The sequence below is a fragment of the Cupriavidus sp. HMR-1 genome (genome assembly GCF_000319775.1).
GTDB lineage: Bacteria > Pseudomonadota > Gammaproteobacteria > Burkholderiales > Burkholderiaceae > Cupriavidus > Cupriavidus metallidurans.
Map to the genome: position 1 here is coordinate 1 of NZ_ANKP01000034.1, position 12,781 is coordinate 12,781.

Annotated in this window: 10 protein-coding genes; 3 read left to right on the forward strand and 7 right to left on the reverse strand. The window is 64.3% G+C overall.

Translation table 11 applies throughout. The features are described from left to right. Window positions 1-249 precede the first annotated feature (249 nt). Entirely contained in the window at window positions 250-2,217 is a 1,968-nt protein-coding gene (locus D769_RS04730) for a relaxase/mobilization nuclease and DUF3363 domain-containing protein (protein ID WP_008642578.1), read from the forward strand. 46 nt (window positions 2,218-2,263) lie between these two features. Here the strand turns inward: D769_RS04730 and D769_RS04735 are convergent, their stop codons facing one another. The 7 genes from D769_RS04735 to D769_RS04765 are packed head-to-tail and all read right to left on the reverse strand — an operon-like array spanning window position 2,264 to window position 9,797. Further along, the gene (locus D769_RS04735) at window positions 2,264-3,052 is read right to left on the reverse strand and encodes an enoyl-CoA hydratase/isomerase family protein (protein ID WP_008642579.1); all 789 of its coding nucleotides are present in this window, start codon (window positions 3,050-3,052) and stop codon (window positions 2,264-2,266) included. 31 nt (window positions 3,053-3,083) lie between these two features. Continuing rightward, entirely contained in the window at window positions 3,084-3,866 is a 783-nt protein-coding gene (locus D769_RS04740; RefSeq protein ID WP_008642580.1) for an SDR family NAD(P)-dependent oxidoreductase, read from the reverse strand. Window positions 3,867-3,896: 30 nt separating this feature from the next. After that, a complete protein-coding gene (locus D769_RS04745; RefSeq protein ID WP_008642581.1) occupies window positions 3,897-4,697 on the reverse strand; it encodes an enoyl-CoA hydratase-related protein in 801 nt (266 codons plus the stop codon). Further along, complete coding sequence (locus D769_RS04750; protein ID WP_008642583.1) at window positions 4,694-5,875, reverse strand: thiolase family protein; 1,182 nt, start codon at window positions 5,873-5,875, stop codon at window positions 4,694-4,696. The genes D769_RS04745 and D769_RS04750 overlap by 4 nt, the downstream gene beginning before the upstream one ends. Before the next feature lie 27 nt (window positions 5,876-5,902). After that, window positions 5,903-7,579, reverse strand: a complete 1,677-nt coding sequence (locus D769_RS04755; RefSeq protein ID WP_008642585.1) for a long-chain-fatty-acid--CoA ligase — start codon at window positions 7,577-7,579, stop codon at window positions 5,903-5,905. An 11-nt stretch (window positions 7,580-7,590) separates the two neighbouring features. Further along, entirely contained in the window at window positions 7,591-8,649 is a 1,059-nt protein-coding gene (locus D769_RS04760) for a CaiB/BaiF CoA-transferase family protein (RefSeq protein WP_008642587.1), read from the reverse strand. A 2-nt stretch (window positions 8,650-8,651) separates the two neighbouring features. Next, the gene (locus D769_RS04765) at window positions 8,652-9,797 is read right to left on the reverse strand and encodes an acyl-CoA dehydrogenase family protein (RefSeq protein ID WP_008642589.1); all 1,146 of its coding nucleotides are present in this window, start codon (window positions 9,795-9,797) and stop codon (window positions 8,652-8,654) included. 193 nt (window positions 9,798-9,990) lie between these two features. Between D769_RS04765 and D769_RS04770 the strand changes: the two genes are divergently transcribed. Then, window positions 9,991-11,031, forward strand: coding sequence for an AraC family transcriptional regulator (locus tag D769_RS04770; protein WP_008642592.1), 1,041 nt, complete (start codon window positions 9,991-9,993; stop codon window positions 11,029-11,031). Window positions 11,032-11,336: 305 nt separating this feature from the next. Next, a complete protein-coding gene (locus D769_RS04775; RefSeq protein ID WP_021025934.1) occupies window positions 11,337-12,386 on the forward strand; it encodes an MBL fold metallo-hydrolase in 1,050 nt (349 codons plus the stop codon). Window positions 12,387-12,781: the final 395 nt, after the last annotated feature.

The following is a 12,781-nucleotide window of genomic DNA, read 5'->3' on the forward strand; positions in this document are numbered from 1 at the left end:
CGCGCTGGCTGCTCGCGCAGCAGCGCCGCCGGGCCGCCGCTGCCCGGAGCGACAGCGAAGGGCAAAGGCGGAAGGCAAGATTGAAGGGCGCGGCACCACGGCGCGCGCAAAGCCAGTCTGCACGTGGGTTGGGGGCGGCACTCGCCACAAGGTGGCTTCGTGCCGCCAGCAGCCCCAAGGCCTTGCGGGCATTGGGAATACCGTGTGCCGCATGCGCTCGGGCGCGATGGGCTTGGTGGGGACTGCATCATGAGCCAGCGCGGAAATCCCGGTGACGATGACCGTTTTCGCGTGCGGCCCAGCAAGCCCAGGCAGCGCGGCGACACCTTCATTGCCCAGGTGCTGCGCCAGACGAGCAAGGCCGCTGGCGTCTCTGGCCGGGGGCGCAAGACCACCGGCAAGCCCCCCGGTTCGCGCCTGGGGCGCGGTCATGTCGCAGCCCGCTTCACGGGCCAGTCGTTGACGGCGCTTTCTCGCCGGGCCACGGTCAAGGTGCGGCTGGTGTATTTGCAGCAGGCCAGCGGCCGCTCCACCGTGCAGCACCTGCGCTACATCGAGCGCGAAGGCGTGGACCGCCAGGGTGGACAGGGCCGTGCCTATGGCGCCATCACCGACGAGGCGGACACGGCCGCCTTCGAGGAGCGTGGCAAGGGCGACCGCCACCAGTTCCGCTTCATCGTCTCGCCCGAGGATGCGGAGCAGCTCGAAGACCTGCGCACCTACACCCGGCACCTGATGCAGCGCATGGAGGCCGACCTGGGCACCCGCCTGGATTGGGTGGCGGTCGATCACTGGAATACCGACAACCCGCACACCCATGTCGTGCTGTGCGGCAAGGACGACACTGGCAAGGATCTCATCATTTCGCAGGAGTACATCACCCGCGGCATGCGCGAGCGGGCGATGGAACTGGCCACCGAATGGCTGGGGCCGCGCACCGAGCTGGAGATCCAGCGCACCCTAGCCCGCGAAGTGGAACAGGAGCGGTGGACGAGCCTGGATCGCACCCTCCAGCGCGAGGCGGTGGACGGCCTGGTGAAGGTCGAGCGCTTCAACGAACCCAAACTGCAACGCCAGCGTCTGCTGCTGGTCGGGCGCTTGCAGCGGCTTCAACGCATGGGGCTTGCCACGCAGACCCAGCCCGGCACTTGGGCCGTGCATGCCGATGCCGAGAAAACCTTGCGGGCCATGGGAGAACGTGGCGACATCATCCGCACCATGCAGCGCGCGATGGGCGGCAAGCAGCGTGACCTGGCCGTGTTCCAACCGGGCGAGGATGGACACTCCATCATCGGCCGCGTGGCGGGCAAAGGACTGGCCGACGAACTGTACGACCGGGGCTATCTGGTGGTCGATGGCATCGACGGCAAGGCCCACTATGTGGCGCTGCCGCCCAGGACGGAACTGGAGCAGTACCCCATGAGCGCAGTGGTCGAGGTGAAAGGCTCCGCCGAGGTGCGCGCAGCGGACAAGACCATCACCGCGCTGGCGACCAATGGGCTGTACCGCACCGACCATCACTTGGCCATTGCACAAGGCCAGGCCAAGGATGGCCGCGACCCGCATGAAGTGGTTGCGGCCCATGTCCGCCGCCTTGAAGCCCTGCGCCGAGCGGGCATCGTGGAGCGCGTCGCTGAGGGACTATGGAAGGTGCCCGGTGACTTGCCTGAGCGTGGCCGCCAGTACGACGCGCAGCGCCTGGGCGGCGTGGCCGTGGAGCTGAAATCGCACCTGCCCATCGAGCGGCAGGCCCGCGTGATCGGTGCCACCTGGCTGGATCAGCAGTTGATCGGCGGCGGCTCCGGTCTGGGTGACCTGGGCTTTGGCGGCGAGGCCAAGCAGGCGCTACAGCAGCGCGCCGATTTCCTGGCCGAACAGGGACTGGCCGAGCGGCGCGGCCAGCGCGTGATCCTGGCGCGCAATCTGCTGGGCGCGTTGCGCAATCGGGAAGTGGCGCAGGCCGCGAAGGACATTGCCGCTGATACGGGCTTGGAGCATCGTCCGGTAGCTGAGGGGCAGCGCGTGGCGGGTATCTACCGCCGCAGCCTCATGCTGGCCAGCGGGCGCTACGCGATGCTGGATGACGGTATGGGGTTCAGCCTGGTGCCGTGGAAGCCGGTCATCGAACAACGACTCGGCATGCTGATTTCTGCACAGATACATGGTGGCACTGTATCCTGGCAAATCCGACGCCAGTTGGGTTTATCCATTACCTGACGCCAACGGCAATTGAACTCCACCAACTGGATGCGTCTACAACCGTTCAGCGTCCGGTAAACTGAGGCACTCGCTTTGCGACGAACGCGTGGACCGCTTCCAGCGAATCCGTGGTTTTCGAGGCCCGATTCATTTCGGCCGCCTCTAACCTCAATGAGGTCACCAGACCGCTCTCGAAGGCAGCAAGTTGCAGGCGCTTGGCGCCCGCATAACCATGCGTAGGACCGGTCGAGAATTGCACCGTCATGCGCTGCGCTTCGTCCAGCAGGCTCTCGCCCGGAACTACTTTCTCGACCAATCCCCAGGCCAAGGCTTCATCCGAACCGACCACGCGGTTGGTCAGGATCATGTCGCGTGCGCGTCGTCCGCCCACTGCGCGCGGCAGGAGCCAGCTGATGCCGAAATCCCCCGCGTATCCAAGGCCGGTGTGGGCCGCCACGAATTTCGTCCCACTTGCGGCAATCAGGTAGTCAGAGGCCAATGCTAGTCCGAGGCCGCCTCCAGCGACCGCGCCTTGTACGGCGCAGACCACCGGGAATGGCAGGCTGGCGAATTGAGGAATCATGCGTTCGACCACCCTCAATTCGTCATCGACCAAGGTAGACAACGCTTCGCCTGCTGCCGCCATTTCGTCGATGTCGCCGCCGCAACTGAACATCCGGCCCTCGCCGCGCAGCAGCAAAGCGCGAATCGAGCCGTCACGTTCGACGTCTGCAATGACGCCAGCTAGCACGTTGACGACAGACGTGCTCAGCGCATTCTTTTTCTGAGGCGCATTGAGTGTGATGGTCGCAACAGCACCATGCTTTTCGAGAATGACAGAATTTTCGGACATGACGCTTCCTGATGGGCCAAGATTTCAGGCGTCAGCGCGGCGCCATGCGAATAGCGCCATCCACCCGAATGGACTCGGCGTTCATGTAGCCGCAGGTGACGAGAAACTCGACGGCCTGCGCGAATTCATCGGGATCGCCCAAACGCTTGGGAAAGGGCACGCTGGCCGCCAGCGCCTGCTTGACGTTGTCCGGCAGGCCCAGCAGCAATGGTGTTCCGAAGATCCCCGGCATGATGGTGTTGACCCGGATCCCTTCGTCCATCATGTCGCGCGCAATCGGCAAGGCCATGCCCACGATGGCAGCCTTACTGGCAGCATAGCTGGCCTGGCCAACCTGGCCATCCTGTGCGGCGGCCGACGCAGTGTTGACGATGGCGCCGCGGTCGCCATCGGCCAGCGGCGCGAGCGTCAACATGCCCGCGGCTGACTTGGCGATGCAGCGGAAGGTGCCCACTAGGTTGATCTGAATGATGCGATTGAAACGATCTGTTGGGCATGGGCGGATTTCGCCGGTTTTCTTGTCGCGGCTGACCGTCTTGACGGCATCGGCAGTACCGGCGCAGTTGACCAGAATGCGTTCCTGTCCAATGGCCGCGCGGGCCTTGGCGAAGGCGGCGTCCACTTGCTCCTCGGACGTCACGTCCACGTTGCAGTAAACACCGTCAAGTTCGCTGGCCAACGCCTGGCCGATGGCTTCGTTCATGTCAAAGATGGCGACTTTGACACCATGGCTGGCCAAGCGCCTGGCCGTGGCAGCTCCTAGGCCGGAAGCGCCCCCGGTGATGACGGCGGAGATGTCGGAATTGAGTTGCATGATTTTTGCTCGATGGATGAGAGACAGGCGCTATTGGCCCGTGAAGTGGGGGAGGCGCTTGCCGAGGAATGCGGCTTGCCCCTCCAGGTTGTCGGCCGAATGCAAAGCGACGAGGAAATTACGCTTCTCATGCTCCAGGCCTTGCGCGAGCGGAGTTTCAAAGCTGGCCAGTGCCGCATCTTTCGCCAGTGCCACGGCCAGCGGCGAATTGGATGCAATCCGGTTGGCCATCGCCAACGCCGTCGGCAGGGCCTGGCCGTCAGCCGTCACCTCGGCGACCATGCCCGCATCGCAGGCTTTGCGGGCGTCGATGAAATCGCCGGTCAGCAGCAGGGCCATAGCCTTGGACTTGCCGATGGCATGGATCAGACGCTGGGTGCCCCCGGCCCCGGGAATGGCGCCCAGCTTGACTTCAGGCACGCCGAACTTGGTGGACTCGCCAGCGATAGCAATGTCACAGGCCAACGCCAGTTCCGTGCCGCCGCCCAGCGCGAGCTTTTCCACGGCTGCGATGACGGGCTTAGGGAAGCGCTCCAGTTCCGCCCAGAAGTGGCCACCTGCCGCCGCACGGTCGCCCAGCAGCGGTTCGGCGCGCAGAGAGTCGAAGGCCGTGATGTCGGCCCCTGCACAAAACACGCCCTCGGCGCCGGTGATGATGACCGCGCGTACGGCATCGTCGTCGCGCAGTTGCACGAGCTGTGCACGCAGGCCATCGAATACTGCGCGGTTCAAGCTGTTCTTCGCGCGCGGGCGGTTGATGATCAAGGTGACGATGGCGCCTTCGCGGCTGACGAGCACTTCGCTGGCTTCGCTCATGGTGGCCTCGTTCATGCCAGGCGCTCGATGATGGTGGTGTTGGCCGTGCCCGAAGCCTCGCAGATGGTCTGCAAGCCATAGCGGCCGCCTCGGCGCTCCAGCTCGCACAGCAGGTCGGTGAGCATGCGCGCGCCAGTGGAGCCCAGCGGATGGCCGATGGCCACCGAGCCGCCATTGACGTTGAGGCGGTCGTCCGGAATGCCGAATTCCTGCTGGAACATCAGCGGCACGCCGCCGAATGCCTCATTGACTTCAAACAGGTCGATGTCGGCCGGGGTCAGCCCCGATTCCTTCAACGCCTTGCGGGTGGCATCGAGCACAGCAGTGAACTGGATGACAGGGTCGGCTGCCGCCACTGCGGTGCTGACGAAGCGCGCACGCGGCTTCAGGCCGTGCTGCTGGGCGTAGGCGCGGCTGGCGATCAGCAGCGCGGCGGCGCCGTCGCTGATCTGCGAGGAGTTAGCAGCCGTTGTAGCGCCGTCTGCGGCAAACACGGGCTTAAGCGTAGCCATCTTCTCGGGGTTGGGGTCGGCGCGCATGCCCTCGTCGGCGGTGACGAGCGGGCTGTCTGGGTCGGTCGGATCCTCATGCAGCCGCACGAGTTGGTCTTGGACACGACCAGCCCGCGAAGCCTCAATGGCGCGCCGATGGCTGCGCACGGCGAAGGCGTCCAGCGCCTCGCGCGTGAGGCCGAAGCGCTTGTTCATCAACTCCGACGAAGCGCCTTGCGGTATCAGCGGGTTGCCCTGGTAGCGCGCCAGCTCACGCGGGCTGTATTGCGCGCCGAGCGGCGCGCCGGGCTTGAATGACGGCGGCATGGGCGCCTGCGACATCGACTCTACCCCGGCGCCGATGGCCAGTTGGTAGGCGCCCGCTTGAATACCGTGCACGACAAAGCTCACCGCCTGCTGGCCGGAGCCGCATTGCCGGTCGACCGTCACCGCCGGGACGGATTCTGGCAGCCCCGCCGCCAGCACGGCATGCCGGCCCAGATTGCCGTGCTGCTGGTCCCACTGCAGCACGCAACCGACGATCACATCGTCCAGATCGGCGGGGTTGATGCCGGAGCGCTCGACCAGCTGACGCAGCGTCTCACCCAGCAGATCAACGGGGTGCCATTTCTGCAAGCGCCCGCCGCGCTTGCCCACGGGGGTGCGCAGCGCACCGACGATGACGGGTTCATGGTCATTCATGTTGTTTTCCTGTAGCAAAAGGTTGGCTCACTCGGCGTAGCGGTCCGCATGCTCAACGCGTATGCGCTTCTTGTCGAGCTTGCCGACGCTGGTCTTGGGGATGGCTTCGACGAACAGAACCTGGTCCGGCAACTGCCACTTGGCGAACGCGCTGCTCAGGTGTTCCTGCAGTTGTTCCTGGGTCGCCTGCTGACCGGGCTTCAGCACCACCAGGGCCAGCGGCCGTTCCTGCCACTTAGCATGCGGAATGCCGACCACTGCGGCGTCACGCACAGCCGGATGGCCCATGAGCAGGTTCTCCATGTCAATGGATGAGATCCATTCACCGCCGCTCTTGATCACGTCCTTGATGCGGTCGGTAACCTTGAGGTAGCCGTTCTCGTCCACCGTGCCGACATCGCCCGAGCGCCACCAGCCGCCCTCCAGGAAGCGGTCGCCTGAATCCGGCATGTCGTGATAGCTGGTCGTGATCCAGGGGCCGCGCAGGCAGATCTCGCCAGCCGACTGTCCGTCGTGCGGGAGGTCCTGGTCGTCTGCATCGAGAATGCGGATGTCCACCCCGGTAAGGATCAGGCCCTGCTTGCGCTTGAGGTTCCACTGCTCGTCCTGGGTCAGGCGCTTCTTGAGCGTGGACTTGAGGCGGTTGACCGCCACCAGCGTCGTGGCTTCGGTGGCGCCGTAGCCGTGCACCACCTCGGCACCCGTCAGTTCGTAAAAGCCGATCATCATCGACAGAGGTGGCTCGGTGGCGCCGGACAGCATGCGCATGCGGCTGAAGTCCGGCTTGACCGGCAACGTCTCGATGTACTGCAGCATAGGCTGGAAGATGGCCGGTGCGCCGTTGGTGATGGTCACGCCCTCGGCGATCATGGTGTCGACCAATGGCTTGGTGTCCTCGGCGGCGTAGCGGCCCGGCAGCACGATCTTGTCGCCCAGCAGCGTGGCCGCCTGCGGCAGGCCCCAGCACTGCCCGTGGAACATGGGCGTGATGAGCATGACGCAGTCGTCCAGCGTCATGCCCATGTTGGTGGCCATGCCCGTGGAATGCAGGTAGATGCCGCGGTGCGAGTAGTACACGCCCTTGGGCTTGCCCGTGGTGCCGGTGGTGTAGCAGGCGCTGTAAGCCGAGGTTTCGTCGATCTCGGGCCAGTCGATCTTGGCGTCGGCGGCGGCCAGCAGGTCTTCGTAGTGCAGCAGCGGCGCCAGCGTGGTCTTGACCTGGTCCAGCGGCTTTTCGGTCATAACGATCCAGCCCTTGATCTGGGGCGAGTTCGCTGCGACGGATTCGGCAATAGGCAGCAATGATTCGTCCACGCAAACGTAGGACACGTCGCTATGGCCGACAACGTAGCCCAGGTCCTCGGGGCCCAGGCGCAGGTTCATCTGCAGCATGACCGCGCCCAGGCCGGGGATGGACCAGTACAGCTCGAAGTGGCGCCGGCTGTTCCAGTCCAGGACGCCGACCCGGTCGCCCGGCTCGACGCCGAGCGCGCGCAGCGCATTGGCGCTGCGGCAGACGCGTGCGTAGCAGTCGGCATAGGTGTAGCGGTCCCAGCCGCCGCCGGGTGTGCGATACACGATCTCCTGATCCCCATGGGTGCGTGCAGCGTGGCGGATCAGCGTCGTGGTGTTCAGTTGGCGCTCGTTGCCCGTGGTGGACGGGCAGCCGCGGACAGGCTTGGTGGGCTGGACGGTTTCGGTCATGTGCTTGTCTCCTAGGTAGTTGTGTCGAGTGCCTGGAACCGTGGGGCCGGGGCCGCTTCGATGGCGCCGGAGGGGGTGATCTGGTAGATGCCCCGTGCCGCGTTATGCGGATGCTGCACCGACTCGGCGAGGCTGAGCACGGGTGCAAAGCAAGCGTCGCTGCCTTCGAGCAGCGCGCACCAGTGCGCTCGGGGCTGGCTGCGGATGAGGGCTGCGATGCGCTCTTTCAGCGCCGGCCACGTTGCCGTGTCGTACTGGTCGGCAGGCTCCACGTCCGCCAGGCCCAGCTTCGACAGCAGCAAGGCGTAGAAAGGCGGCTCGATCGCGCCGAGGCTGATGAAGCCGCCGTCGGCGCAGGCGTACACGTCATAAAACGGCGAATCGTGAAACGGACTCGGCTGCGCGCCATCGATCTGCCCATTGGCGCGAATCCAGTGCACCAGGGTGCCCAGCATTGCCACGATGTCAACGATGGCGGCGTCCACGACCCGGCCGCGGCCGGTGGCGCGCGCATCGACCAGCGCGCAGGCGACGCCGAAAGCCATGCCCAGCGCCCCGGCCGCGTCCCCGAGTACCGTGGGCGGAACGATGGGCGCTTGCCCTTTGTGTGCCGACAGCGACAGCAGGCCGGTCAGCGCGACGTAGTTCATGTCGTGTCCGGCGGCCTGGGCGAGCGGGCCGTCCTGGCCCCAGCCCGTCATGCGGCCGTAGACCAGCCTGGGGTTGCGCGCCGCACACTCGGCGGGGCCGAAGCCCAACCGTTCCATCACACCGGGGCGAAAGCCTTCGATCAAGGCGTCTGCCTGAGCGATCAGGTCCAGGGCACGCGCCTTGCCTTCGGGCGACTTCAGGTCGATGACCTCGACCGTCTTGCCGCGGCGCAGCGGGTTCTCCACCGCCCCGCCCAGCCGCCGCGCCGCAGCGGCCTGCTCGGCGCGTGTCAGCGTAATCACCTCGGCGCCCATGTCAGCTAGCATCCTGGCGGCCAGCGGGCCTGGCCCTATGCCCTCGAACTCCACCACGCGGACGCCGTGCAGCGGCATCTGCAGCGTATGCAACGTGTGCGACATGTTCACAGCTTCCTCGAAACCAGGTCTTTCAGGACCTCGTTGGCGCCGCCATAGATCTTCTGCACTCGCGAAGCGGCATACATCCGCGCGATCGGGTACTCGGCCATGTAGCCGTAGCCGCCGAACAATTGGAGGCATTCGTCCACCACGCGGCACTGCTGCTCGGTGCACCACCACTTGGCCATATAGGCGGCCTCGTTATCCAGCGTGCCGTCCAACAGGCGCTGGGTGCAGTCGTTGACGAAGCTGCGCACCACATGCGCGGTAGTGGCCACCTCAGCCAGTTTCTGGCGCGTGAGCTGCATATCGAAGAGGGGCGCACCGAAGGCCTTGCGCTGCTTCGTGTACTCCACCGTGACGGCCAGTGCCTGCTCGATAGTGGCGGCCGCCGGCACGGCAATGAGCATGCGCTCGTAGGGCAACGCGCCCATCAACTGCCCGAAGCCCTTGCCTTCGACCTCGCCCAGCAGTTGGTCGGCTGGCACGCGCACGCCGTCGAAGAACAACTCCGCCGTGTCCGATGCCTGCATGCCGATCTTCTCCAGTAGTCGGCCAACGCGAAAGCCGGGCAGATTCTCGGTTTCCAGCACAAACAGCGACACCCCCTTGCTGCCCGCGCCGCTGGTGCGCGCCGCGACGATCAGCAGGTTGCCAGTGAAGCCGTTGGTGATGAAGGTTTTGGCGCCGTCGATCACGTAGTGGTCTCCGTCACGGCGGGCCCGGGTGGAAATGGCCTTTAGATCCGAGCCGCAACCCGGCTCGGTCATCGCGATGGCGGCCAGCATCTCGCCGTTCGTCACCTTGGGCAGCCAGCGCTGCTTTTGCGCTTCCGTGCCGAAGTCCAGGATGTAGTGCGAAGCGATGGTGTGCACCGCGATATTGACTGGCATCTCGGCCTTGGCTAGCTCGTCCTGCACCACCAACTGGTAGGCAAGGCTGGCGCCGGCGCCTCCATAGGTCTCGGGCATCTCGGGCAGCAGAAAGCTCATCTCGCCGAATGGACGCCAGACCTCGCGCGGGATGTAGCCCTGACGGCGCCATTCATCGAGCCGGGGCGTGAATTCGGCGGCAACGTAGCGGCGCACCTGCTCGCGAAATGCGTCGATCTCGCCGTCCATCCAGGCGTGGCGATAAAGCTGTGGCAACATGAGAGCGTCTCCTTATATGTTGGCTTCTGTCCCCGCATCGGACGTTCCGCGCAGTGCCACTGCCGAAATGTTTTGGGGATGACACAATCGTAGTAATTGGCCCTTGCAAGGGCGATGGCGGATTACCTCAATCAACTGACAATTAACTTCTTTCGGCCTATGCGACCGGCGTTGGCCCCTTAGATCACACGCCATGCTGGAACCCGTCTTAACCGCTCCCATCTTTGCCGTGCATGGCCTGCTGGACGGTGCGCGCGGCAAGGGGCTGGCCACGCCAGAATGGCTGGTAGGTGTGCTGGGGCGCGCGGGCATCAGTGAATCGCTGCTGGAGTTGGAGGAGTCGCGCGTGACCGTGGAGCAGTTCAACGCGCTGTTCATCGCCGTCAAGGACAGCCTGAACGACGAGTGCCTGGGCTACCTGCATGGGCGGCCGATGCGCCCGGGCAGCTTCGCACTGATGGTGCGCAGTGCGTTCACTGCCCACTCATTGTCGTTCGCCCTGCGCCGCCTGGGTGAATCCTTTGCTTTGCTGCAGGACGATGTGGCGCTAGTCCCCGTGACTGAGGGCAGGCTGACGGGTGTCGCGCTCGATATGCGTGGCGGCCCGGGCGCGCATGCCGACTTCCTGCACGCACATCTGCTGCGCGTGTTCTGGCGACTGCTGGTATGGCTGCACGGCGGCCGACTGGTGCCGCAGCGCTTCGACTTCAACTTTGCGCCGCCACCTCACGCGCAGAACTACCAACGCATCTTTTCCGGCACGTTGTGCTTTGGGCAGCCGCGCACGGCCGCCTGGTTCGACGCCGATGCCTTCAAACAGCCGGTGCGGCGCGATCGGGACGCGCTGCAGTCCTTCCTGCGCGCCACGCCAGGCAACGTGGTGGGGCCGTACCTGAACGAGCGCAGCGCCAGCGCGCGGGTCCGCATGGTGCTGCAGCGGGCCAGTCCCGAATGGCCTGATCTGGCCGTCACTGCGCAGCGCCTGCACATGTCGGTGAGTGCGTTGCAGAGGCACTTGGCCTCCGAGGGCACTTCTTTCCAGGCGCTAAAGGACCAACTGCGGCGCGACATGGCGATCGTACGCCTGACCAGCAGCGAAGCCTCGCTCGCCGCCATCGCCGCTGACCTGGGCTTCACCGACAGCACCGCCTTCCAACGCGCCTTCAAGGTCTGGACCGGCAGCGCGCCGGGAGCCTACCGTGCCCGCTCGCGCACCAAGCAGTACCTTACATAGAGGTATCCGACCAATTTCAGCTTGGCCGCCGAGGAGATCGGCGCCTTCATGGCTACCGGGGCCGTGGCCTGCTTCGGGCGAGGCTCTTGTGCGCTCAAGAGACTGTTGACCGCCGTTGGGGGTTGCACCGACGGCAGCGCAGTGACTGGCTGCGCCAGGACGCAGACGTTTTCCGTCAGCCTATCGAGGTCATTCGTCATTGTCACTTGTCAGTGCTGACCTTAAGCTAAAAATGAACTCGCACAGCATAAGAGTGATGGCTGTGCACCATTGAAGCGGCATTGCCAGAATGTAAACCAAGCATCATGACCGACGCAGCCCCGGCACTCTCGTATCCGTTCTCTCATCTCCCGCTGCCTGGTCAAGCCATTGAAATCAAGCCAGGTGTGCTGTGGCTACGCATGCCGCTGCCGTTTTCCCTGGATCACATCAACCTCTGGGTATTGAGCGATGGTTCTGGTTGGGCGGTCGTGGACACCGGAATTCGTAGCGTGGACGTAATGAACGCATGGTTCGCCTTGTTCGCTCCTCAGGGGCCGCTAGCAGGCCGTCCTGTCTCCCGTGTAATGGCGACGCACATGCACCCGGATCACGTGGGCATGGCGGGATGGTTGACACGTCGCTTCGAATGCGCGCTGTGGATGACACGAGACGAGTATTTAAGCTGTCGGGTGATGCTTGCCGATTCAGGGCGGGAAGCGCCAGTCGATGGTGTTCGCTTCTACCGGAGAGCCGGATGGAGCGACACCGAGGTCGATGAGTATCGCACTCGGTTTGGTGACTTCGGCAAAATGATTCATCCTTTGCCTGACAGCTTTGTACGGCTCACGGATGGTCAGATGTTGCGGATCGGGAATCAGGAATGGGAGGTCATTGTTGGCACAGGACATTCTCCCGAGCACGCGTGCTTTTACTCGCGCGAACTGGATTTGCTGATATCGGGAGATCAGGTTCTTCCCAGGATCAGTTCCAATACCTCCGTGTACGCCACCGAGCCGCATGCTAATCCTTTGCAGGGCTGGCTCGACTCCATCGACCGATTGCTGCAACGCGTACCTGGGAGCGTCTTGGTTCTGCCTGCCCACAACGAACCTTTCTATGGCCTGCACCTACGGTTGGAGCAACTACGTGCGAGCGCCGTGAAAGGCACAGACCGTGTCAGGCAACAACTTGCGCAGCCTTTAAGGGTCATCGACCTAGTTCGCGTCTTGTACCGTTCGTCCACTGTTGCGGAGCAAATGCACCTCAACCTCGCGACCGGAGAGACACTCGCCCACCTGAACTATCTCGACCAGCGTGGGGAAATCGTGTCTGCAGAGGATGAAGACGGCGCCATGCGCTATCGGCTCGCCTGATGCGCTAATTTGCCCTCAAGGATGTAGAAGCAACCCAATCAAGCCCAGTCATTGACTGGGTTCTTTGTGGGGGGGTGTTTCGAGAGCAATGGGTATTTGCACCAGCGCGCCGTGTATGGCCTTCGGTCCTTTGAACACCTTGTTTGCGAACTGGTCTTGAAGTGGCACCTTTCACAGATGCTCGACAGGGTTCATCTCAATTTTGCTTGACGCTTGACCTCTTGGCGCACTTGACGGGGCCCTCAGAAAGGGGCCGTTTGTCATTCGATCGGGGCGCTTCGTCATCGCGGATTGCTGCACCGGCACCTACGATTCCTTGCGTGCGCTGGACGATATGTAGCGGTGCGGCGATGACCGCCGTCCCCACGATCCGGAGCCAAGTTCAAAGGAGACAA